Origin of the sequence: Streptomyces sp. NBC_01717, assembly GCF_036248255.1 — a bacterium.
Taxonomy (GTDB): domain Bacteria; phylum Actinomycetota; class Actinomycetes; order Streptomycetales; family Streptomycetaceae; genus Streptomyces.
In genome coordinates, this window is record NZ_CP109178.1 from 5,242,951 (window position 1) to 5,264,071 (window position 21,121).

The 21,121-nt window shown below is 70.9% G+C and carries 22 protein-coding genes; 17 read left to right on the forward strand and 5 right to left on the reverse strand.

Going from position 1 to position 21,121, the window contains the following annotated elements; all coding sequences use genetic code 11:
• Positions 1 to 112 precede the first annotated feature (112 nt).
• Positions 113 to 1,234, forward strand: a complete 1,122-nt coding sequence (locus tag OHB49_RS23765) for an alpha/beta hydrolase (RefSeq protein ID WP_329162829.1) — start codon at positions 113 to 115, stop codon at positions 1,232 to 1,234.
• Between the two features lie 31 nt (positions 1,235 to 1,265).
• Here OHB49_RS23765 and OHB49_RS23770 read toward each other — a convergent pair whose 3' ends face one another.
• Complete coding sequence (locus tag OHB49_RS23770) at positions 1,266 to 2,453, reverse strand: ABC transporter ATP-binding protein (protein WP_329162831.1); 1,188 nt, start codon at positions 2,451 to 2,453, stop codon at positions 1,266 to 1,268.
• A 132-nt stretch (positions 2,454 to 2,585) separates the two neighbouring features.
• On the opposite strand from OHB49_RS23770, the gene OHB49_RS23775 reads away from it, so the two are divergent.
• From OHB49_RS23775 to OHB49_RS23790, 4 genes are all read left to right on the forward strand, one after another.
• Positions 2,586 to 3,299 (forward strand): ABC transporter permease, encoded by a 714-nt coding sequence (locus tag OHB49_RS23775; RefSeq protein ID WP_329162833.1) that lies wholly within the window; start codon positions 2,586 to 2,588, stop codon positions 3,297 to 3,299.
• A 3-nt stretch (positions 3,300 to 3,302) separates the two neighbouring features.
• Positions 3,303 to 3,977 (forward strand): ABC transporter permease, encoded by a 675-nt coding sequence (locus OHB49_RS23780; protein ID WP_329162835.1) that lies wholly within the window; start codon positions 3,303 to 3,305, stop codon positions 3,975 to 3,977.
• Positions 3,978 to 4,037: 60 nt separating this feature from the next.
• On the forward strand, positions 4,038 to 5,015 hold the full coding sequence (locus OHB49_RS23785) for an ABC transporter substrate-binding protein (protein ID WP_329162838.1): 978 nt from the start codon (positions 4,038 to 4,040) through the stop codon (positions 5,013 to 5,015).
• A 106-nt stretch (positions 5,016 to 5,121) separates the two neighbouring features.
• Positions 5,122 to 6,135, forward strand: a complete 1,014-nt coding sequence (locus OHB49_RS23790) for a hypothetical protein (protein ID WP_329162840.1) — start codon at positions 5,122 to 5,124, stop codon at positions 6,133 to 6,135.
• 34 nt (positions 6,136 to 6,169) lie between these two features.
• On the opposite strand, the gene OHB49_RS23795 is transcribed toward OHB49_RS23790, so the two are convergent.
• Complete coding sequence (locus OHB49_RS23795) at positions 6,170 to 7,312, reverse strand: NADH-quinone oxidoreductase subunit D (protein WP_030972338.1); 1,143 nt, start codon at positions 7,310 to 7,312, stop codon at positions 6,170 to 6,172.
• Positions 7,313 to 7,438: 126 nt separating this feature from the next.
• Entirely contained in the window at positions 7,439 to 8,458 is a 1,020-nt protein-coding gene (locus OHB49_RS23800; RefSeq protein WP_329162842.1) for an SAM-dependent methyltransferase, read from the reverse strand.
• A gap of 96 nt (positions 8,459 to 8,554) precedes the next feature.
• Between OHB49_RS23800 and OHB49_RS23805 the strand changes: the two genes are divergently transcribed.
• The gene (locus OHB49_RS23805) at positions 8,555 to 9,754 is read left to right on the forward strand and encodes a sensor histidine kinase (RefSeq protein WP_030972343.1); all 1,200 of its coding nucleotides are present in this window, start codon (positions 8,555 to 8,557) and stop codon (positions 9,752 to 9,754) included.
• 43 nt (positions 9,755 to 9,797) lie between these two features.
• Entirely contained in the window at positions 9,798 to 10,475 is a 678-nt protein-coding gene (locus OHB49_RS23810; RefSeq protein WP_030925297.1) for a response regulator, read from the forward strand.
• A 24-nt stretch (positions 10,476 to 10,499) separates the two neighbouring features.
• Here the strand turns inward: OHB49_RS23810 and OHB49_RS23815 are convergent, their stop codons facing one another.
• Positions 10,500 to 11,612 (reverse strand): DUF5937 family protein, encoded by a 1,113-nt coding sequence (locus tag OHB49_RS23815; protein WP_030972345.1) that lies wholly within the window; start codon positions 11,610 to 11,612, stop codon positions 10,500 to 10,502.
• Positions 11,613 to 11,716: 104 nt separating this feature from the next.
• Here OHB49_RS23815 and OHB49_RS23820 point away from each other — a divergent pair, with 104 nt between their 5' ends.
• Positions 11,717 to 11,977 (forward strand): hypothetical protein, encoded by a 261-nt coding sequence (locus OHB49_RS23820; protein WP_329162844.1) that lies wholly within the window; start codon positions 11,717 to 11,719, stop codon positions 11,975 to 11,977.
• 37 nt (positions 11,978 to 12,014) lie between these two features.
• Here OHB49_RS23820 and OHB49_RS23825 read toward each other — a convergent pair whose 3' ends face one another.
• On the reverse strand, positions 12,015 to 13,238 hold the full coding sequence (locus OHB49_RS23825; RefSeq protein ID WP_329162846.1) for a threonine aldolase family protein: 1,224 nt from the start codon (positions 13,236 to 13,238) through the stop codon (positions 12,015 to 12,017).
• 181 nt (positions 13,239 to 13,419) lie between these two features.
• Here OHB49_RS23825 and OHB49_RS23830 point away from each other — a divergent pair, with 181 nt between their 5' ends.
• From OHB49_RS23830 to OHB49_RS23870, 9 genes are all read left to right on the forward strand, one after another.
• Positions 13,420 to 14,379 carry a Rossmann-like and DUF2520 domain-containing protein gene (locus OHB49_RS23830; protein ID WP_030972351.1) on the forward strand — a complete coding sequence of 320 codons (960 nt, stop codon included), beginning with the start codon at positions 13,420 to 13,422 and terminating at the stop codon, positions 14,377 to 14,379.
• Positions 14,376 to 15,386: a pantoate--beta-alanine ligase gene (panC, locus tag OHB49_RS23835; protein ID WP_329162849.1), complete on the forward strand. Its 1,011-nt coding sequence runs from the start codon at positions 14,376 to 14,378 to the stop codon at positions 15,384 to 15,386. The genes OHB49_RS23830 and panC overlap by 4 nt, the downstream gene beginning before the upstream one ends.
• Complete coding sequence (locus OHB49_RS23840; protein WP_329162851.1) at positions 15,383 to 17,170, forward strand: L-aspartate oxidase; 1,788 nt, start codon at positions 15,383 to 15,385, stop codon at positions 17,168 to 17,170. The genes panC and OHB49_RS23840 overlap by 4 nt, the downstream gene beginning before the upstream one ends.
• Before the next feature lie 2 nt (positions 17,171 to 17,172).
• Positions 17,173 to 18,210 carry a carboxylating nicotinate-nucleotide diphosphorylase gene (gene nadC, locus OHB49_RS23845; RefSeq protein WP_030972356.1) on the forward strand — a complete coding sequence of 346 codons (1,038 nt, stop codon included), beginning with the start codon at positions 17,173 to 17,175 and terminating at the stop codon, positions 18,208 to 18,210.
• Positions 18,210 to 19,007: a type III pantothenate kinase gene (locus OHB49_RS23850; RefSeq protein WP_030925312.1), complete on the forward strand. Its 798-nt coding sequence runs from the start codon at positions 18,210 to 18,212 to the stop codon at positions 19,005 to 19,007. Before nadC ends, OHB49_RS23850 begins: the two co-directional genes overlap by 1 nt.
• Positions 19,008 to 19,145: 138 nt before the next feature.
• Positions 19,146 to 19,733: a hypothetical protein gene (locus OHB49_RS23855; RefSeq protein WP_030972358.1), complete on the forward strand. Its 588-nt coding sequence runs from the start codon at positions 19,146 to 19,148 to the stop codon at positions 19,731 to 19,733.
• A 61-nt stretch (positions 19,734 to 19,794) separates the two neighbouring features.
• Positions 19,795 to 19,974, forward strand: a complete 180-nt coding sequence (locus OHB49_RS23860; RefSeq protein ID WP_329162854.1) for a hypothetical protein — start codon at positions 19,795 to 19,797, stop codon at positions 19,972 to 19,974.
• A gap of 139 nt (positions 19,975 to 20,113) precedes the next feature.
• Positions 20,114 to 20,530 carry a BlaI/MecI/CopY family transcriptional regulator gene (locus OHB49_RS23865; protein ID WP_329162856.1) on the forward strand — a complete coding sequence of 139 codons (417 nt, stop codon included), beginning with the start codon at positions 20,114 to 20,116 and terminating at the stop codon, positions 20,528 to 20,530.
• Between the two features lie 9 nt (positions 20,531 to 20,539).
• On the forward strand, positions 20,540 to 21,097 hold the full coding sequence (locus OHB49_RS23870) for an amino-acid N-acetyltransferase (RefSeq protein WP_078852725.1): 558 nt from the start codon (positions 20,540 to 20,542) through the stop codon (positions 21,095 to 21,097).
• The last annotated feature ends 24 nt before the right edge of the window (positions 21,098 to 21,121 follow it).

The window sequence follows — 21,121 nt, forward strand, 5'->3', positions numbered from 1 at the left end:
CTGAGTCCGTCGGCCGAAGCGCCCCGGACGATGTGCGACCTCTAGGACGAGGCTTCCGGGCGGCGGGTTCACCCGCATCCCGGAAATTTCCTGACAAGAAAGCTCACCCACTATGGGGCTCACCAGTAAGGCAGTTCTGGCCCTGGCCATCGGGCCGGCTGTCGTTCTGTTCGCCGCCACGGTCTGTCTCTGGCCGAGGCTCGCCCGCCGCAGCGTGTCCGCGGTGTCCGGCCGGGTCGGCCTGTTGCTGGCCACTCAGGTGATGGTCTTCGCCTCGGTTGGCCTGCTGGCAAACAACTCCTTTCAGTTCTACGGCTCCTGGGCCGACTTTTTCGGCCGGCAGCAGGAACCGGGCGTGGTGACGGACGGTGCCACCGGGGCGTCGGCATCGAAGAACATCGTCCGGGTCGGGATGGAACGGCCCGATGTCCCGGGCGAATCGCGGACCACAGCCGTAGGCCGGATCGACAAGGTCGTCGTCGCAGGACGGCGGTCGGGAATCGAGAGCCCGGCGTATGTGTATCTGCCGCCGGAGTACTTCCAGTCCGAGTACGCCCGCCGGACGTTCCCCGCGGTCGTCGTCCTCACCGGCTACCCGGGTACCTCGGAGAACCTCCTGAAGGGTCTTCAGTACCCGCGGACAGCGCTCGATCGGGTGAGATCCGGCCGGGCGCAGCCGATGATTCTGGTGATGCTGAGGCCAACGGTCGCGCCGCCGAGGGACACCGAGTGCGTGAACATAAAGGGTGGTCCCCAGACCGAGACGTTCTTCGCGAAGGACCTGCCGCAGGCGGTCTCGGACGCGTACCGCATCGGGAAGCGGGCGCGGAACTGGGGCATCATCGGCAACTCGACCGGCGGCTACTGCGCGCTGAAGATCGGCCTGCACCACCCGGACAGGTTCTCGGCCAGCGCCGGTCTGTCCGCGTACTACAGGGCGGCCGAGGACCCGACGACCGGCGATCTCTTCCATGGGAGCCGGCGGGCCCGCGAGCGCGCCGATCTGCTGTGGAGCCTGGATCATCTGCCGCAGCCCGACTCGTCCTTCCTGGTGACCACGTCGCGGCAGGGCGAGGGGAACTACCGGGGTACACGGCACTTCATGGCGAAGGTGAGGGCGCCCGCGCAGGTGTCGTCGATCGTGCTGGACAGCGGCGGGCACAACTTCAACACGTGGCGGCGGGAGATCCCTTCGGTGCTGGAGTGGATGAGCAGTCGGCTGAGCGAGGACTGAGCGCTCGTCGCCGGACCGGCGGGTGCCGGTCTCAGCGAGAGCCGGTCCTGGCAATGGTCGCCACGGTTTCCACGGCCACCTCGGCGCGGGGCACGTCCTGGGCGTCCGCGTCGATCGAGCGGCGCAGCGCTTCATGGAGGCGAGCCGGGGTGAGCACCCCGAGGAACCGGCCGGTGCTCTCCCTGTCGATGACCGCTATCCAGCCCGCGTCGTGCTGGAGCATGGTGGCGAACGCCTGCTTGAGCGGGGCGCCGACGGGGAGCCAGGCCTCCATGCGGCGGGCGTGTTCACGGACCGTGCCCTTGGCCTCGGTGGGGGCGGTGTCCGCCGGGATCCAGCCGTGCAGCTTGTCGTCGCGGTCCAGGACGACGGCCCAGCGCGCCCCTTCCGCGCGCAGCCGCTCGGTCGCGCGGGACAGCGGGTCGTCCAGATGCACGACGGGAGGCTGGTCGAGGTCGCCCTCCTCGATGGGGGTGACGGAGAGCCGCTTGAGACCGCGGTCCGCACCGACGAAGTCCGCGACGTACGGGGTGGCGGGTGCGCCGAGTACGGTCGCCGGGGAGTCGAACTGCTCGATGGAGCCCTGCCCGTAGACGGCGATTCGGTCGCCGAGCCGGACGGCTTCCTCGATGTCGTGAGTGACGAAAAGCACGGTTTTGCGGACCTGCGCCTGGAGTCTGAGGAATTCGTTCTGCAGGCGTTCACGGACGACCGGGTCGACCGCACCGAAAGGTTCATCCATCAGCAGTACCGGCGGATCCGCCGCCAGTGCCCTTGCCACTCCGACGCGTTGGCGCTGACCGCCGGAGAGCTGGTCCGGATATCGGTCACCGTAAACGGACGGATCGAGTCCCACCAGGTCGAGAAGTTCGGCGGCGCGCTCCCGGCCCCTTCCCCGTTTCCAGCCGAGGAGATGGGGAACGGTCGCCGTGTTCTCCAGCACCGTCTTGTGCGGGAAGAGACCGACCTGCTGGATCACATAGCCGATACGGCGGCGCAGTCGGACGGGGTCGATGGCGGATATGTCGTCCCCGTCGAGGAATATCCGGCCCTCGGTCGGTTCGATCAGCCGGTTCACCATCTTCATGGTGGTGGTCTTGCCGCAGCCCGACGGCCCCACGAGCGTGACCAGTTCACCCTCGGCCACTTCGAAGGAGAGATCGTCGACGGCGGTCGTGCCGTCCGCGTACCGCTTGGTGACGTGCTCGAATCGGATCATGGTTCCCCATTGTGGCGCGTGTTCTGTGAAGGACATGTTGCTGGAATACAACGGCCTCGGCGATTGTCAGTGGTCGAGGATAGGGTCGCCAGACATCGGTCCGACACGGCAAACGGGAGATGGGGGGTACGGATGACCGGACAGAACTGCCTGGTGGCGAACGACTGGATCTGCGGGGAGTATCTCCGTTCCCGCAGCCAGGAGTTGACCGATGCGACCGTCCAGCACATCTGGATCACCGCGGTATCGGTGGTGATCGGACTCCTGGTGGCATTTCCACTGGCACTGCTCGCACGCCGCGGCCGACGGGTGGCGGGACCGGTGCTCGGGCTGACGACGGTGCTCTACACCGTGCCTTCGCTGGCGATGTTCTCGCTGCTGCTGCCACTGTTCGGACTTTCCGCCGCGCTGGTCGTCACCGGCCTTGTGCTCTATTCGCTGACCATTCTCGTACGGAACATCCTGGCCGGGCTCGAAGCGGTGCCGCAGGAGGCGAAGGATGCCGCGAAGGGCATGGGGTACGGGCCGGGGAGGCTGCTGTGGGAGGTCGAACTCCCGCTGGCGTTGCCCGCGTTGATGGCCGGGGTCCGGATCGCCACGGTCTCCACGATCGCGCTGACGACCGTCGGCTCGATCGTCGGCAGAGGCGGCCTCGGCAACCTCATCGAGGATGCCCTGCCGAGCTTCTTCAAGGCGCAGGTGCTCACCGCGTCGGTGCTCTGCGTCCTGCTCGCGGTGGTCGCCGACCTGCTGCTGCTCGGGGTGCAGCGGCTGCTGACGCCCTGGACCCGGATACCGAGGACCCGCGACGCCGTGGGTACGGGCGCTACGGCGGAGGCGGTCTGACGCATGGGAGTTCTCGGAGAGGCCTGGACCTGGCTGACCACCGGCACCAACTGGTCGGGGGACAGCGGGGCGGGCCACCGGCTCGGCGAGCATCTGTACGTCAGCGGGGTGTCTCTCGCGCTGGCCTGCCTGATCGCGTTGCCGTTGGCCCTGTATCTGGGGCACATCGGGAAGGGCGGCGCGCTGGCCGTCAACGTCTCCAATGTGGGGCGGGCGATCCCGGTCTTCGCGGTGCTGGCCCTGTTCATGGTGTCGCCGCTGCGCAACGCCGGATATGTGCCGACGGTCATCGCGCTGGTGCTGTTCGCCGTGCCGCCGCTGCTGACCAACGCCTATGTCGGGATGACGGAGGTGGACCGGTCGGTGGTGGAGGCGGCGCGGGGCATGGGGATGTCCGGCGGCCAGCTCTTCGTACGGGTCGAGCTCCCGCTGGCCTATCCGATGATCATGACCGGTCTGCGCTCGGCGGCGGTCCAGGTCGTCGCCACGGCCACGATCGCCGCGATGGTCGGCCAGGGCGGTCTCGGCCGGATCATCACCGCCGGATTCAACACGTACAACACACCGCAGGTGGTCGCGGGCGCGCTGCTCGTCGCCGTGCTCGCCCTGCTCGTCGAGGCGGTGCTGGTGGGGCTGGACCGGGCCCTGTCACCGCTCCGCCGCCGGCGGACCGCCTGATCCCATTCATGTGCCCAACACACCTTGCAAACAGCCCTTTTGCTGTGGACGGAGAACAACATGAGCAAGACCTCGCGCATAGCGGGCGCGGTCATCGGCATGGTCGTGCTGGCCGGCTCGGTCGCAGCCTGCGGCGGCGACAGCCTGGAGAAGGACAAGGGCGGTTCCGCCGCGTCCGGTGATTCCGGGAAGAAGGGCTCGCTCGTCGTCGGCGCCGCCGCCTTCACCGAGTCCAAGGTGGTCGCCGAGCTGTACGCGCAGATTCTCGGCGACGCCGGATACAGCACCTCGGTCACCACGGTGAAGAACCGGGAACTGTACGAGCCGTCCCTGGAGAAGGGCGAGATCGACGTCGTACCGGAATACGCCGCGACGATCGCCGAATTCCTCAACGCCAAGGTGAACGGGGCGAAGGCGGCCGAGGAGAAGCCGGTTGCCTCCGGTGACGCGGCGGCCACCGTCGCCGCGCTGGAGAAGCTCGCCACCCCGCGCGGATTGAAGGTGCTTCCGGCCGGTGACGCCGTCGACCAGAACGCCTTCGCGGTGACCAAGGAATTCGCCGACAAGAACAAGCTGAAGACTCTTTCGGACCTCGGCGCCTCCAAGCTGAAGGTGAAGATCGCGGCGGGCGACGAGTGCGAGGTGCGGCCGTTCTGCGCACCGGGGCTGAAGAAGACGTACGGCATTGATGTCACCGGTATCGACCCCAAGGGAGTCGGCACCCCGCAGGCCAAGCAGGCTGTGAAGGACGGCAAGGACCAGCTGGTCCTCACCACCACCACGGACGCGGTGCTGGACAGCTACGACCTGGTGTTCCTGGAAGACGACAAGAAGCTCCAGAACGCGGACAACGTCCTTCCGGTTCTCAATGCCAAGGACGCCGGCGCACCGGACATTGCCGATGCGCTCGGCAAGCTCACCAAGGTGCTCACCACGGAGGACCTCGCGGAACTGAACCGCAAGGTCGACGCCGAGCGCGCCAAGCCCGCCGATGTGGCCAAGGACTATCTGCAGTCGAAAGGCCTGATCAAGAAGTAGCGGATGACGACTTAGGAGGCCGCCGGTAAGCCCCTCAGGTAACTGCCGGGGAACAGATTGCCGGGCGGCCTCCCAAGTGACCCCTACGCACGGTAAATTTCAGGCCATGCCACGTGGACGTCATCGCCATTCGCCACCTCTCCACAGAATCCTGCCTCCTTCGGTCGTCGCCGGAGCGGCAGTCCTCTGTGCGGCGGGCGCCTGGCTTCTCGCCGAACCCCTGGTCCTGCGCGGACTGGTCGCCGCCGCTGCGGCCGCCGCCGTCACCGGGGCGTATCTGATGCGCGCCTGGGACCGGGAAGCGGGCCGCCGCGTCGCGGATCTGACGCGCGCCCGTGCCAGCGACGAATGGAAGACCGAGGAGCGCATAGCGGAGCTCGAGGCCGACCTCGACGAGTCGCGGACGCTGCGCGTCCGGCTCGAGACGAAGCTGCGCCGCAAGCGCGTGGAGCTCGCCGGTCTGCGCGGTGAGCACGCCGCACTGCTGCGCCGGTACGCCAACGCCGAGACCGAGCGGGCCAGCGCGCTGGAGGGCCGCAGGCAGCTCGCGATCGAAGCGGCCGCCACGCCCCGGGAGCTGCCCACCGCACGTTCCACGCCGACGCCGGCCGCGTATCTGCGCGCCGCCCAGGCCCTGCAGGACCTCAGTCGCAACGCCGCGCTCCAGGAGGCCCGCCGCACCGCCGAGCGGGCCAGGAAGCGCGATCTCGAGGAGCGCGCCCGGGAGGCCGAGGAGCCGCAGGGGAAGCACGCGGCGACCGCGGCACCGGGCACCGAGCAGCGCCGCCCGCAGGCCGCCCTGCCCCCGGCCCGCCGCCCGTCGACGGTGCTCCCGGCGCCGCGCGCGGTCCCGGCCGCCAGCGCGGTCGTTCCGTACGCCGCGTCCCGCCGTCATCCGGTGCCGCAGGGAAGCTTCGACTTCTTCGGTACGCAGAAGGCGCACGCCGCGATCGAGTCCGTGCAGAACGAGGACCTTGCGGACGTGGTCGGCGAGGAGGCACTGGCCGCACACCGCACGGGCACGGCCGCGAACCGCACCGTCGGCAAGGTCATCGACCTGACGGCGCACGACGAGACCGAACAGCTGGACGTCGCCGGACTGCGCAGCGCGATCTCGTAGCGGGCCGGCGGCAGCGGGCCCGGGGCCCTGCCGGCTACTTGTCGATGTCGCCGACCACGAAGAACAGCGAACCCAGGATCGCCACCATGTCGGCGACGAGTGTCCCCGGCAGCAGCTCGGTGAGCGCCTGGATGTTGTTGTACGAGGCGGAGCGGAGCTTCAGCCGGTACGGGGTCTTCTCGCCCTTGGACACCAGGTAGTAGCCGTTGATGCCGAGCGGGTTCTCGGTCCAGGCGTAGGTGTGGCCCTCGGGGGCCTTGAGCACCTTGGGGAGCCGCTGGTTGATCGGACCGGGCGCCAGATCGGCCATCCGGTCCAGGCAGGCGTCCGCCAGGTCCAGTGCGTTGTGGGACTGCTCCAGCAGACATTCGAAGCGGGCCAGGCAGTCGCCCTCGGTACGGGTGACGACCTTGAGGGTGTCCTGCAGCTCCCCGTACGCGAGATACGGCTCGTCGCGCCGCAGATCGAAGTCCACCCCGGAGGCGCGGGCGATCGGACCGGACACCCCGTACGCGTGCACGGTCTCGGCGGACAGCACGCCGACACCGCGGGTCCGGCCCCGGAAGATCTCGTTGCCGAGCACCAGCCTGTCGTACACGTCCATCCGCGAGCGGACGGACGCGACGGCGTCCCGCGCGCGGCCCAGCCAGCCGGCCGGGAGGTCCTCCTTGAGACCGCCGACCCGGTTGAACATGTAGTGCATCCGGCCGCCGGAGACCTCCTCCATCACGGCCTGGAGCTCTTCGCGTTCCCGGAAGGCGTGGAACACCGGAGTGATACCGCCCAGTTCCAGCGGGTACGAGCCGAGGAACATCAGATGGTTCAGCACCCGGTTCAGCTCGGCGAGCAGGGTCCGCGTCCAGACCGCGCGCTCCGGGACCTCCATGCCGAGCATCCGCTCGACGGCCATCACGACGCCCAGCTCGTTGGAGAACGCCGACAGCCAGTCGTGGCGGTTGGCGAGCATCACGATCTGCCGGTAGTCGCGGGCCTCGAAGAGCTTCTCCGCGCCGCGGTGCATGTACCCGATGACCGGCTCGGCGTGCTGGATCCGCTCGCCGTCGAGGACGATCCGCAGACGGAGCACGCCGTGGGTCGAGGGGTGCTGGGGCCCGATGTTGAGCACCATGTCGGTGCTCTCCGCCGCGCCGCCGATGCCGACTGTCGTCTCCGTCATACGGCCAGTATTCCCTGAGCGCCGGGGGCGGTGCGGGGTGGGGCGCCTGCGGCGGGCCCGTTCCCCTGCGCGCCCGTTCCCGCCCCGGACCCCGGTACTCGACGCCGGACGGGCCGCGGGACGCCCTCAATCGCCGGTCGGGCCGGACGCGACCGCCGGATACGGCCGCCGTGTCACCCGTTGCATCAGCCAGCCGAAGTCGCCGAGCCCGCCCCGCGCGGTCAGCTCAGCCGCCTCACCCGCCGACGCGAGCGCGCGCACGTATCCCGCCGGATCGCTGGACGCGAGGGCGAGCGACGGCCGCTCCCCGCTGATACCCAGCCCCCGCAGTGCCTCCCGCTGATCAACCACCTCGGGCTCGCCGCCCACGGTCCCGGCCGCCGCGCACGCGTCCAGCGCCACATGCGAGGTGAGATCGCAGCTGCCGTCCGGCACCGGCCGCACCTCGCGCCCCGCCCGGAAGCCGGTCAGTGTGCCGAACGGCGGCCGCGCCTGCCGTACGTGGGCGTAGTCGACAGCCACCGCGAGACCCGCGGACAGGGTGGAGACCGCCCGCGCCCACGCCTCGTCGCGCGGCCGGCCGATCTCCGCACGGCTGCCCGGTCCGGCCGACGGCCACCAGCGCCGCAGCCAGGCGGCGTCCTCCCCGGTCACGGGTTCACCCAGCCGCTCGGCGCCGTCCGCCGTCCTGACGAGGACATACCGGTCGATGCCGTCCGTGTCGGTCTCCGCGACCGGCGTCGGGACGTTGTCCAGCCACTCGTTGGCGAACAGCAGCCCCCGCGCACCCGGCGGCGGCTCGGCGCACCACGCGATCCGGGGGTCCAGGCCGGCCGGCCGCCCGGCGATCTCCACGGCGTACGCCCGTACCGAGAGTCCCGTCGGGGCGATCCCGGGCAGCGCCGCAAGCACACCCGTCACCAGCTCTCCCCGCCCGGCCCCCAGATCCACCAGATCGACCGCGTCCGTCCCCAGTTCCCGCGCCGTCCTGACCAGCAGCCGGGCCACCGCGGCGGCGAACAGCGGGGACGCGTGCACGGACGTACGGAAGTGCCCGGCCGGCCCTTCGAGGCTCCGGTAGAACCCCTCGTCCCCGTACAAAGCGGTCTCGGCCGCCTCCTGCCACCCACGCCACTCATCCGTCACGGGGCCAAGTCTCCACCTTGGGGAGTACGGTCCCAGGAACCGGATCGACCCTCCGGCTGACCCGCCCACCTGCCGCCTGTCCCTACGCTGGGTTACGTGCAGCGCCTCTACGACTTCATCCGCAGGCACCCGACGGGCGTCGACATCTTCTGGGCTGTCGTCCTCCTCGGGCTCTCCGGCGTGTCCATCGTGGGTGACCAGGGCCGAGGCACACCACGGCTGGCTGCCGTACCGGTCGTCATCGGTCTCTGCCTGGTCGTCGCGCTGCGCCGCAGGGCGCCGGAGAAGATGCTGCTGCTCGCCGTCGCGGCGGGCGTCGTGCAGCTGATGCTCGACGTCAGGCCGAGCGTCGCGAACTTCGCCATGCTGGTGATCACCTTCACGGTGGCCACGGTCGGCGAGCGATGGGCCTCACGGGTCGCACTGGTCTGCAGCCTGTGCGCGGCCGGTCTCTCGCAGCTGCGCTGGCCCAGCGAGACCCGGGGCGGCTGGGTCCAGGAGGTCTTCGTCGTCGTCGTCATGACCGTGCCGTTCGTCCTCGCCTGGGTGCTCGGCGACTCGATGCGGACCCGGCGGGCATACTTCAGTCAGCTGGAGGAGCGGGCCGCCCGGCTGGAGCGGGAGCGTGAGGCGCAGTCGAAGGTCGCCGTGGCCGCCGAGCGGGCCCGTATCGCCCGCGAACTGCACGATGTCGTCGCGCACAACGTCTCGGTGATGGTGGTGCAGGCCGACGGGGCGGCGTACGTGATGGACGCGGCGCCCGACCAGGCCCGGCAGGCCCTGGAGACCATCTCCAGCACCGGCAGGCAGGCCCTCGCCGAGATGCGCCGGCTGCTCGGCGTGCTGCGCACCGGCGACAGCCAGGAGAGCGGGGAGTACGTCCCGCAGCCCGACGTCGAGCAGATCGAGGACCTTATCGAGCAGGTCCGCCGGACCGGTCTGGCGGTGGACTTCAAGATCGAGGGCACGCCGCGCCCGCTGCCCACCGGCGTCGAGCTGACGGCGTACCGCATCGTCCAGGAAGCACTGACCAACACCCGCAAGCACGGTGGCCCGGACGCCGGGGCCAGCGTGCGGCTGGTCTACTTCGACGACGGGCTCGGACTGCTCGTCGAGGACGACGGCCGGGGCGCGGCGCACGAACTGTACGAGGACGGCGGCGCCGACGGCGCAGGTCACGGGATGATCGGTATGCGCGAGCGGGTCGGCATGGTCGGCGGCACGCTGGACGCCGGGCCGCGGCCCGGCGGCGGGTTCCGGATCAGCGCACTGCTGCCGCTCAAACCCGCCCACTAGCCCACTGCCCGTTGCTGGACAGGAACAGGAGACAAGGACCCTCATGGCGATCCGCGTGATGCTCGTCGACGACCAGGTGCTGTTGCGCACCGGCTTCCGGATGGTGCTCGCGGCGCAGCCGGACATGGAGGTCGTCGCCGAGGCCGGCGACGGCGCGGAGGCGATCGAGAACCTTCGCTCCACCGCTGTCGACGTGGTGCTGATGGACGTACGCATGCCGAGGCTGGACGGTGTCGAGGCGACCCGGCGCATCTGCGCCCGGCCCGATGCGCCCAAGGTGCTCATCCTGACCACGTTCGACCTGGACGAATACGCCTTCTCCGGTCTGAAGGCCGGGGCCAGCGGTTTCATGCTCAAGGACGTGCCGCCGGCCGAGCTGCTCGGCGCGATCCGTTCGGTGCACAGCGGCGACGCGGTCGTCGCCCCGTCCACCACGCGGCGGCTGCTCGACCGCTTCTCGCCCCTGCTGCCGAGCAGCACCGACGAACCCAAGCACAAGGACATCGGCAAGCTCACCGAACGCGAACGCGAAGTGATGCTGCTGGTCGCGCAGGGCATGTCGAACGGCGAGATCGCGGCGCGGCTGGTGCTCTCCGAGGCGACGGTCAAGACGCACGTCGGCCGCATCCTCACCAAGCTGAACCTGCGCGACCGGGTGCAGGTCGTCGTGCTCGCGTACGAGACGGGGCTGGTACGGGCCGGCGGAGGCGGGGCGGGCTGACAACGGCGGGCGCGCCCGGTCACCTCACCGCAGCACGCCCTCCAGGAAGTCGCTGCCGAGCCGGGCCACCACCGTCAGGTCCAGCTGGTGCAGTACGTACCGGCCACGCCGCCGCGTGGTGACCAGCCCGGCCTTCTTCAGTACCGAAAGATGCCGGGAGACCTCGGGCGCCGTGATGCTGTGCGAGTCGGCGAGCTCACCGGTCGTGTACGGAGAACGGGCGAGGTTGCGGCACAGCCGCATCCGCATGGGGTGGGCCAGCGCCTCCATCCGCAGCTGGAGCATCTCGACCGAGGCGGGAGAGGGCAGCTCGGGGCGGCGCACCGGATAGTGGATCACCGGGCGCCAGCCCGGTGCGTGCAGCACCATCAGATGCGGCCAGCCGAAGCTGGTCGGGATGAGCGTGAGCCCGGCGCCGACGGCCGGGTCGGTCGCGGTGGTCGAGCCCTCCGTCATCTTGTCGGCGCTGATCCTGCACGCGCCCTCGTCGAGCGAGAGTGCGGCGGACACGGCGCCCAACGCCTCACCGGCCCCCTTGCGGCGCAGCAGATCCGTCTTGTGCCGGGCGTCGGCGACCAGCTGGACCTGGACCCGGCGCCAGGTGTCCGCGAAGAACGCCTCGTCGCAGTCCTCGAAGAGACGCCGGACCCAGCGGCGTACGGGGACGGGGTCGGCCAGCAACTGCCGGGTGAACTCCACCTGCCGGGGGCCGCGCGCCGCCGCCATGTCCAGTGCGCGGGCGCGCATCAGAGGGTCGCTGAGCGGGGAGGGTGCGCCGGTCCCGTACAGGCTGGCGCAGGTGAACTCCAGGGCGGAGGCGACGAACCGTTCGTCGTCCAGCCGGTCGAGGATGTCCAGGTCCTCGGCGAGTGTCGCCCCGGTCCGGCCGTCACCGCCGCGCACCCCGGCGAACGGCATGAAGACGTCGGAGAACGTGTTGCGCCACAAGAAGTCGGCCTCGTGCAGCCGGTCGGCCAGGTCGGGCTCCAGCGAGGCGGCGGTCGCCGTCGCCCAGCCGTGAAGTCCGGGATGGTGCCCGGGCTCGGAGAGCGCATGCAGAGCCAGCCCCAGCTCGGCGAGGGGCGAGGTCTCGAAGACGATGCGCTCGGGCGGCAGTCCCGCGATGTCGATGTTCACACTCACCCCTCCATAGTGAGGGGTGCGGCGAAAACGTCAGGTGCCGTTTGACGGCGGTCGTCAATCGTCGCGCGGGACCGCCGGGACCGGCCCACGCTGAGTTCATGGACGCCATTCAGCAGCACATGATCGACAGCTATCGCGCAGCCCAGCACGGGGAACTGCCGCCGCCGCTGCCCGGCCGGCACGACTGGGCGGTGGTACGGGACGTACGCGACCGGCGCCGCTTCGACGCGGTGATGGCGGGCCTCCCGGCACGCCGCCGCTGGCGCACGGCGCTACGAGAACTGTTCACCCACGGCCACCACTCCACCCCGCCGGACAACTCGACCCCGCGGGACAACTCCAGCTGCTCCGGCGCTTGAGGACGGAGCGGCCGCCGGGCGGCTCCCGGTGCCTCCGCTAACCCAGCCGCTTCACGAATTCCCCCACCGCCACCCGCACATCCCGCGCGGTCCACTCCAGCCCCGCCTCCGACACCGTGACCTCCGTGTAGGACACCCCGGGCGGTCCCGCCGCAGCCGGGTGCCACCTGCGGAAGAGCGCCACGCCCGTCTCCTCCGCCTGCCGTACCGCCGCCTCGGTCAGGGCCTCCGCCCCGTACGGCAGCCATACCTGGAACTGGTGCGTGTGCGGCGGCTCCGGATGCACCCGGAACCACGGAACAGCGGACTCCGTGAAGCCCTCGGCCAGGGCGCCGGCCACCACCTTCGCCTGCGCCACGTAGGACGACAGCTTCGGCAGCTCCCGGTCCAGGCCGACCAGCGCGGAGAGCGCGGCCGGGAACTGCTGGAAGAGCTGGCCGCCGTACCGGTGGCGCCAGGTGCGGGCCTCCGCGATCAGGGACTCCGGACCGGCGAGCGCGGCCCCGGACAGTCCGCCGAGCGTCTTGTAGAACGACACGTACACGCTGTCCGCGAGCGCTGCGATCTCCGGCAGCCCGCGCCCGAAGCGGGGGGCGCACTCCCACAGTCGCGCGCCGTCGAAGTGCACCACTGCATCGCGTTCGCGAGCGGCCGCCACCACGGCCTCCAGCTCCTCCCACTCCGGCAGTACGAAACCGGCGTCGCGCAACGGCAGCTCCAGCATCAGCGTGCCGAAAGGTTCGGCGAAGTCGCGGATCTCCTGCGCGGTGGGCAGCCGTGGCTCGGACGTCGGGTGGACGGTACGCAGCCCGCTCACCGACTCCAGAGCACCGCGCTCGTGCACCTCCGGGTGGGCGAGCGGGTGCAGTGCCACGGTCGGGCTGCCGGTGCGCCCCGCCCAGCAGCGCAGCGCGACCTGCTGAGCCATCGTTCCGGTCGGGAAGAAGGCCGCGGCCTCCATGCCGAGCAGTTCGGCGATGCGCTCCTCGAGTACGGCGACGATCCCGTCGCCGTAGATGTCCGCGGGCCGGTCCAGATCGGCCACGGAACCGGCGTACGCGCCCAGATCGGCCAGTTGCTCGCCGAGGGTGCGGTCGACGGGCGGCCGCGAAAGGATCCGTTCTGCCCGGCGCCAGGCGGCGATCCGCCGGAACCGTTCTGCCGTTTCGCGGTCCGGCTCCCCGTCCTGTATCCCGTCCCCGACCTCGTCCCGGATCTCGTCCTGCGCCTGCGCTCGTGCCTGCTCATGCCTGTCTGCCATGGGACGATCATCACGCAGAAGGCGGCCCCTGCCCACACGGTTTCGCGGTCCCCGCCCCGGCGGTCATCCACGCATTCGTCCACAGGCTGTGGACGGCCAGGAGTCTGCGCGAAACGCTGGCGTAGCATGCAGAGAAATCGTCCGGTACCCCCCGCGGACTGGAACGGAAGGCCATCGCCGCGTGAACGCAACAGCACCCAAGGAGCCCCTCGACGCGAGGGACCGCCCCGCCCGCCTCACCGTGGGCGTCGTGGGCGCGGGCAGGGTCGGCCCTGCCCTTGCCGCGTCCCTGCAGCTCGCCGGTCACCGCCCGGTCGCCGTGTCGGGTGTTTCCGACGCGTCGGTGCGCCGAGCCGCCGCGCTCCTGCCCGACGTGCCCCTCGTACCGCCCGCCGAGGTGCTCGCGCGTGCCGAGCTGGTCCTGCTGACCGTGCCCGACGACGCCCTGCCCGGTCTCGTCGAGGGCCTCGCCGAGACCGGTGCGGTCCGCCCGGGGCAGCTGATCGTCCATACGTCGGGGCGGTACGGGACACGGGTCCTGGACCCTGCCCTGCGGGCCGGTGCGCTGCCGCTCGCCCTGCACCCTGCGATGACGTTCACCGGCACGAGCGTCGACGTCCAGCGCCTGGCCGGCTGTTCCTTCGGCGTCACCGCGCCCGACGAGCTGCGGCTCGCCGCAGAGGCGCTCGTCATCGAGATGGGTGGCGAGCCCGAATGGATCGCGGAGGAGTCCCGTCCGCTCTACCACGCGGCGCTCGCCCTCGGCGCGAACCACCTGGTCACGCTGGTCGCCCAGTCGATGGAGCTGCTGCGCACGGCAGGGGTCGAGGCTCCCGACCGGATGCTCGGCCCGCTCCTCGGCGCCGCTCTCGACAACGCTCTGCGTTCCGGTGACGGCGCGCTGACCGGCCCGGTCGCCCGCGGCGACGCGGGCACGGTCGCCGCGCACATCGGCGAGCTGCGCAAGCACGCCCCGCAGACCGTGGCCGGATACCTCGCGATGGCCCGCGCCACCGCCGACCGGGCGCTGGCGCACGGCCTGCTCAAGCCGGAGCTGGCGGAGGACCTGCTCGGCGTCCTGGCCGACGGGGCCACGGGTGCGGGCACCACGGGCAGCACCGGACCGGGAGACACCCGATGACCGAAACGTCCACCGCTCTGGTCCGTACGGCAGCCGAGCTCGACGCGTCCGGCGGGCGCAAGGGGCCGCGGGCCGTCGTCATGACCATGGGCGCCTTGCACGAGGGTCACGCGAGCCTGATCCGGGCCGCCCGCGCCGCCGCGGGCCCGGACGGCCAGGTCGTCGTCACCGTCTTCGTCAACCCGCTCCAGTTCGGGGAGGCCGCGGACCTCGACCGCTACCCCCGTACCCTCGACGCCGACCTCGCCGTCGCCGGCGCGGCCGGTGCCGACGTGGTCTTCGCACCGTCCGTCGACGAGGTCTACCCCGGCGGCGAGCCGCAGGTCAGGGTCGCCGCGGGCCCGATGGGCGAGCGGCTGGAAGGGGCGTTTCGTCCCGGCCACTTCGACGGGATGCTGACCGTCGTCGCCAAGTTCCTGCACCTCACCCGCCCCGACGTCGCGTTCTACGGACAGAAGGACGCCCAGCAGCTGGCGCTGATCCGCCGCATGGTGCGCGATCTGAACTTCCCGGTGGAGATCGTCGGCGTGGAGACGGCCCGTGAGCCGGACGGCCTCGCGCTCTCCAGCCGCAACCGGTTCCTCGACGCCCAGGAGCGCCACACCGCCCTGGCCCTGTCCCGGGCCCTGTTCGCGGCCCGCGACAGGCTCGCCGCCCAGCAGGCGCTGCACGCCCGCGCGCAGACCACCCCGGCGACGACGGGCCGGGCCGCAGCGCTCACCCGGCTCGGCGAGGCCCGCGCGGCCGCCGACACCCAGGCGGTGGCCCGGGCCAGGCCGGACGACGGGCCCGCGGCGGTGCGTGCCGCCGCGCACATGATCCTCGACGACGCGGCCGCCGAACAGCCCCCGCTCGCCCTGGACTATCTGGCGCTCGTGGACCCGGCGGACTTCACCGAGATCCCCGACGACCGGACCACCGGTGACGCGATCCTCGCCGTCGCCGCCCGGGTGGGCGCCACCCGCCTCATCGACAACATCCCGCTTACCTTCGGAGCCGACACGTGACCGGAATACGGCTGACCGCCCCCGCCCCCGGCTGGGCCATCGACGCGGATGTCGTGGTGGTCGGCTCCGGCGTCGCCGGCCTCACCACCGCGCTGCGCTGCGCGGCCGCGGGCCTCGCCACCGTCGTCGTCACCAAGGCCCGGCTCGACGACGGCTCCACCCGCTGGGCGCAGGGCGGTATCGCGGCAGCACTCGGCGAGGGCGACACCCCGGAACAGCATCTGGCCGACACGCTGGTCGCGGGCGCGGGCCTGTGCGACGAGTCGGCGGTACGGACCCTGGTCACCGAGGGCCCCGACGCCGTACGCCGCCTGATCGAGACCGGCGCGCACTTCGACACCACCGACACCGGCGACATCGCGCTCACCCGTGAAGGTGGCCACCACCGCCGCCGGATCGCGCACGCGGGCGGGGACGCGACGGGCGCCGAGATCTCCCGCGCCCTGGTCGAGGCGGTCCGCTCCGCAGCCCTCCACACCGTGGAGAACGCCCTGGTCCTGGACCTTCTGACGGACGCCGAAGGCCGGACCGCCGGCGTCACCCTGCATGTCATGGGCGAGGGCCAGCACGACGGTGTCGGCGCGGTCCACGCCCCCGCGGTGGTCCTCGCCACCGGCGGTATGGGCCAGGTCTTCTCCGCCACCACCAACCCGTCGGTCTCCACCGGTGACGGCGTCGCCCTCGCCCTGCGGGCCGGCGCGGAGGTCTCCGACCTCGAATTCGTCCAGTTCCACCCGACGGTGCTCTTCCTCGGCGCCGACTCCGAGGGGCAGCAGCCCCTCGTATCGGAAGCGGTACGGGGCGAGGGCGCCCATCTCGTCGACGCGTCCGGAACGCGGTTCATGGTCGGGCAGCACGAACTCGCGGAACTGGCGCCGCGCGACATCGTGGCCAAGGCCATCACCCGTCAGATGCAGCTGCACGGCACCGAGCACATGTACCTCGACGCCCGCCACTTCGGCGCCGAGATGTGGGAGAAGCGCTTCCCCACGATCCTGGCGGCCTGCCGGGCCCACGGCATCGACCCGATCACCGAACCGATCCCGGTCGCCCCCGCTGCGCACTATGCCTCCGGCGGCATCCGTACCGATCTGCGCGGCCGGACGACGGTCCCGGGGCTGTACGCGTGCGGCGAGGTCGCCTGCACGGGCGTGCACGGCGCGAACCGGCTGGCGTCCAACTCGCTCCTCGAGGGCCTGGTCTTCGCCGAACGCATCGCGGCGGACATCGTCGAGGACCGGTCGCGCACGACGGAGGCCCCAGCCCTTGTGACGAAGGCGACCCCGGTGGCGGACCGGGACACCGAACGGGACACCGACCGCCCCGCCCCCTCGCCGCTGCTCGCACCCGAGGCGCGGACCACGATCCAGCGAATCATGACCCGGGGCGCCGGAGTCCTGCGTTCCGCCGCCAGTCTCGTCACCGCCGCCGACGAACTCGAGGCCCTGCACAACAGTGCGGCCGCCGACGCCTGGGCAACGGCCGGGCCGAAGCGTGCGGAGCCCGGTGTCGAGGCGTGGGAGGCCACCAACCTGCTCCTCGTCTCGCGCGTCCTCGTCGCCGCCGCCCGGCAGCGCGAGGAGACCCGCGGCTGCCACTGGCGCGAGGACCGGCCCGAGCGGGACGACGAGACCTGGCGCCGCCACCTCGTCGTGCGGCTCACCCCGGACCGACGGCTCGTCCTCAGCCGGACTGAATCCGAGGCATTCCCGCCCGTACACCCGGCGGGGGCACCAGACTGCGCAGCAGCACCCACGACCCACCCCACCCCCGAGGAGCCGTAACCGTGAGCACGCCCGAAGAGAATCCGCGCCCCACACCCGTGGACGTACCGCTGATCCAGATCGGCGCGCCCGCACCGTCCGCGGGCGGCTGCGGGGACGCCTGCGGCTGCGGCGGGGACGACGACTACGAGCTGGACCCGCTGGAGTGCGGCCTCGACCCCGACCTCGCCCAGCTCCTCGCCGACGCGGGCCTCGACCCCGTTCAGGTCGAGGACATCGCGCACGTCGCCATCGAGGAGGACCTCGACCACGGCGTGGACGTCACGACCGTCGCGACGGTCTCCGAGGAGGCCATGGCCACCGGTGACTTCACCGCCCGTGAGGCCGGTGTCGTCGCAGGTCTGCGGGTCGCCGAGGCAGTCCTGTCCATCGTCTGTACGGCCGAGTTCGAGGTGGAGCGCCACGTCGAGGACGGCGACCGCGTCGTCCCCGGCCAGAAGCTGCTGACGGTCACCACCCGCACTCGCGACCTGCTCACCGGCGAGCGCAGCGCGCTCAACCTGCTCTGCAGGCTCTCCGGCATCGCGACCGCGACCCGCGCCTGGGCCGACGTGCTCGAGGGCACGAAGGCCAAGGTCCGCGACACCCGGAAGACCACTCCGGGACTGCGCGCCCTGGAGAAGTACGCGGTGCGCTGCGGCGGCGGCGTCAACCACCGGATGTCGCTCTCCGACGCCGCGCTGGTCAAGGACAACCATGTCATCGCGGCGGGCGGTGTCGCCGAGGCGTTCAAGCGGGTGCGGGACGAGTTCCCGGACGTACCGATCGAGGTCGAGGTCGACACCCTGGACCAGGTCCACGAGGTCCTGGCGGCGGGTGCCGACCTGATCCTGCTGGACAACTTCACCCCGGCCGAGACCGAGGAGGCCGTAGCGGTCGTCGGCGGCCGCGCGGCCCTGGAGTCGTCCGGCCGTCTCACTCTCGACAGCGCCCGTGCCTACGCCGACGCGGGCGTCGACTACCTCGCCGTCGGTGCGCTCACCCACTCCTCACCGATCCTCGACATCGGCCTGGACTTCCGCGACGGGGCCGGCGCCTGATGCTGCTCACCATCGACGTCGGCAACACCCATACCGTCCTGGGCCTGTTCGACGGTGAGGAGATCGTCGAGCACTGGCGGATCTCCACCGACGCCCGGCGTACCGCGGACGAGCTCGCGGTGCTGCTCAACGGCCTGATGGGCATGCACCCGCTGCTCGGCGAGGAGCTGGGCGACGGCATCGAGGGCATAGCGATCTGCGCCACCGTCCCGGCGGTGCTGCACGAGCTGCGCGAGGTCACCCGCCGCTACTACGGGGACGTTCCTGCCGTGCTCGTGGAACCCGGCATCAAGACGGGCGTGCCGATCCTGGTGGACAACCCGAAGGAGGTCGGCGCGGACCGCATCATCAACTCGGTCGCCGCCGTCGAGCTCTACGGCGGCCCGGCCATCGTCGTCGACTTCGGCACCGCCACCACTTTCGATGCGGTCTCGGCCCGCGGCGAGTACGCGGGCGGAGTCATCGCTCCCGGCATCGAGATCTCGGTCGAGGCACTCGGCGTCAAGGGCGCCCAGCTCCGCAAGATCGAGCTGGCGCGGCCGCGCAGCGTGATCGGCAAGAACACGGTCGAGGCCATGCAGGCGGGCATCGTGTACGGCTTCGCGGGTCAGGTCGACGGCGTCGTCGAACGCATGAAGAAGGAGCTGGCGGCCGACCCGGACGACGTCACCGTCATTGCGACCGGCGGCCTTGCTCCGATGGTGTTGGGCGAGTCCTCCGTGATCGACGAGCACGAGCCCTGGCTCACGCTCATCGGCCTGCGCCTGGTGTACGAGCGCAACGTGGCCCGGATGTAGGCGGAGCGCCAGGCACCTGCGGGAACGACGCGGCGGCGGGATGGCCGCCGCCGCGCCGCCGTCGGCCAGCTAAGCCGATTTTGTCCATTTAGCACGTATTGTCGCGCTATGCCCACGCCTTACGGATCACGCGGCGGTATGGCGTTCAGCGCGGACGAGCTGCGAGTGCTCCGACGCGCCCTCGCCAACGCCCTCCACCCCGCGCCCCTGCCCGACGACGATGTCCAGGACTGCCTGCGTCTTGCGGGTTCCGTCGACGAGGTGGCCGGCGAGGCAGGACGGCTCCGCGCGTTCCTCCTCGCCGACCTCGTCCGCTACCGAGACGCCCTTCCCGGCTCCGCCACCGGCTATCTGGAACTGCTCCAGGACGCCCTGGCCGCCGGTTACGACCCCCGCCCGGAGGATCTGGCCGCACTGCGCCTGCAGCGCTGCAGACCGGTCGCCGCAGCGCTCCTGGAGCGCTGCCAGGTGCTCGCCGAGCGGTCGGTGCGGGCCCGGCTCGCCGGCCGGGCCGTACCCGCGACGACCCCCGCTCCGCGCAGCCGGCTGCTGGCGCTGCCCGGCGGCCGGGCAGCAGCCGCCGAACCCGAGCGGCCGAAGACCCCGCCGGCCCCGGCCCGTCCGGTGCCACCGCCCGAGCGTCCCGCGCCGAAGCCCTCGGAGGTCTTCCCGCCCCGTCGCCCGGCCCCGCCGGCCCCGCCCGCGCAGCAGCGCGCCGCGGGATAGCCACGCCGCCCGGCGGAGGGGGCACACGGAAGTCCGCACCGGGCTCGCTACTCTGGACGCCATGGACTACGTATCCGCGCTCGTGCCCCCCGTGGTGATGGCCGCCTTCTTCATCGGTCTCGTCGTGACGATCGTCAAGAGCCAGGGCGGCCCCAACAAGGCCAAGGAGGACGCGGCCGTGGACTCGGCGATCAGTCGCGCCGAGGCGGTGCAGAAGACCCCGCGGACCGACGGGGCCTGACCGGTACCTCGCGTACTGCCACTGCACGGCACCGGATCGCATCGCACCGAGCGAAGGGCGTACGGCACAGTATGAGTCGTACGCCCTTTTGCTGTGTAAATAACCTGCCATTCCAGACATCTAGCACTATGGTGACGCTGTGCCCCGCCAATTGGGAGAGCTGGAAGACGCCGTGATGACGCGGGTCTGGCAATGGAACCGTCCGGTCACCGTGCGGGAAGTCCTTGAGGACCTTCAGCAGGAACGGTCCATCGCGTACACGACCGTCATGACGGTAATGGACAATCTCCATCAGAAGGGCTGGGTGCGCAGGGAAGTAGAGGGCCGCGCATATCGATATACGGCGGTCTCCACCCGCGCCGCCTACTCGGCCGCACTGATGAACGAAGCCTGGTCGCACAGTGACAACCCGGCCGCCGCTCTTGTCGCCTTCTTCGGCATGATGTCCGCCGAGCAGCGCGAAGCTCTCCGCGATGCGATGCGGATCGTATCCCCGGACGCCCCGGAGGTCGTTGATCACCCGGCTGATGACGCCGGCCCGGAGACCGAGCGATAGCGTCGGGGCATGTCCTCAGAGCTTCCGCATACAGATTTCCGTACCGAACCGTCGGTTATAAACGCAGCCATCACTGTCCGCCGTGCCAGGACGAGCGATGTGCCCTCGGTCCGTCGTCTCCTCGACGGGTACGTACGCGAAGGCATCCTGCTCGACAAAGCGACGGTGACGCTTTACGAGGACATCCAGGAGTTCTGGATCGCGGAACGCGACGCGGATGCCCGGGTCATCGGCTGCGGTGCACTCCATGTGATGTGGGAAGACCTCGCCGAAGTCCGTACTCTCGCGGTCGATCACAGCATCAAGGGTGTCGGAGTGGGGCATCAAGTGCTGGACAAGCTGTTGCAGACCGCTCGCTGGCTGGGTGTGCGCCGGGTTTTCTGTCTCACCTTCGAAGTCGACTTCTTCGCCAAGCACGGCTTCGTGGAGATCGGAGAGACGCCGGTCGACACAGATGTCTACAGCGAGCTGCTGCGTTCCTATGACGAGGGCGTAGCAGAGTTCCTCGGTCTCGAACGAGTGAAGCCGAACACCTTGGGCAACAGCCGGATGCTTCTGCACCTGTGACCGCCGGAAGAACCCGGAACCCTA

What these genes read in the sequence shown, in the direction of transcription:
- OHB49_RS23820 (WP_329162844.1), top strand. Translation starts at nt 11,717, where the DNA reads ATGGACGCCATTCAGCAGCACATGATCGACAGCTATCGCGCAGCCCAG.
- OHB49_RS23855 (WP_030972358.1), top strand. Translation starts at nt 19,146, where the DNA reads ATGGCGTTCAGCGCGGACGAGCTGCGAGTGCTCCGACGCGCCCTCGCC.
- OHB49_RS23785 (WP_329162838.1), top strand. Translation starts at nt 4,038, where the DNA reads ATGAGCAAGACCTCGCGCATAGCGGGCGCGGTCATCGGCATGGTCGTG.
- OHB49_RS23795 (WP_030972338.1), bottom strand. Translation starts at nt 7,312, where the DNA reads ATGACGGAGACGACAGTCGGCATCGGCGGCGCGGCGGAGAGCACCGAC.
- OHB49_RS23780 (WP_329162835.1), top strand. Translation starts at nt 3,303, where the DNA reads ATGGGAGTTCTCGGAGAGGCCTGGACCTGGCTGACCACCGGCACCAAC.
- OHB49_RS23790 (WP_329162840.1), top strand. Translation starts at nt 5,122, where the DNA reads ATGCCACGTGGACGTCATCGCCATTCGCCACCTCTCCACAGAATCCTG.
- OHB49_RS23870 (WP_078852725.1), top strand. Translation starts at nt 20,540, where the DNA reads ATGTCCTCAGAGCTTCCGCATACAGATTTCCGTACCGAACCGTCGGTT.
- OHB49_RS23770 (WP_329162831.1), bottom strand. Translation starts at nt 2,453, where the DNA reads ATGATCCGATTCGAGCACGTCACCAAGCGGTACGCGGACGGCACGACC.
- OHB49_RS23850 (WP_030925312.1), top strand. Translation starts at nt 18,210, where the DNA reads ATGCTGCTCACCATCGACGTCGGCAACACCCATACCGTCCTGGGCCTG.
- OHB49_RS23860 (WP_329162854.1), top strand. Translation starts at nt 19,795, where the DNA reads ATGGACTACGTATCCGCGCTCGTGCCCCCCGTGGTGATGGCCGCCTTC.
- panC (WP_329162849.1), top strand. Translation starts at nt 14,376, where the DNA reads ATGACCGAAACGTCCACCGCTCTGGTCCGTACGGCAGCCGAGCTCGAC.
- OHB49_RS23775 (WP_329162833.1), top strand. Translation starts at nt 2,586, where the DNA reads ATGACCGGACAGAACTGCCTGGTGGCGAACGACTGGATCTGCGGGGAG.
- OHB49_RS23765 (WP_329162829.1), top strand. Translation starts at nt 113, where the DNA reads ATGGGGCTCACCAGTAAGGCAGTTCTGGCCCTGGCCATCGGGCCGGCT.
- OHB49_RS23825 (WP_329162846.1), bottom strand. Translation starts at nt 13,238, where the DNA reads ATGGCAGACAGGCATGAGCAGGCACGAGCGCAGGCGCAGGACGAGATC.
- OHB49_RS23810 (WP_030925297.1), top strand. Translation starts at nt 9,798, where the DNA reads ATGGCGATCCGCGTGATGCTCGTCGACGACCAGGTGCTGTTGCGCACC.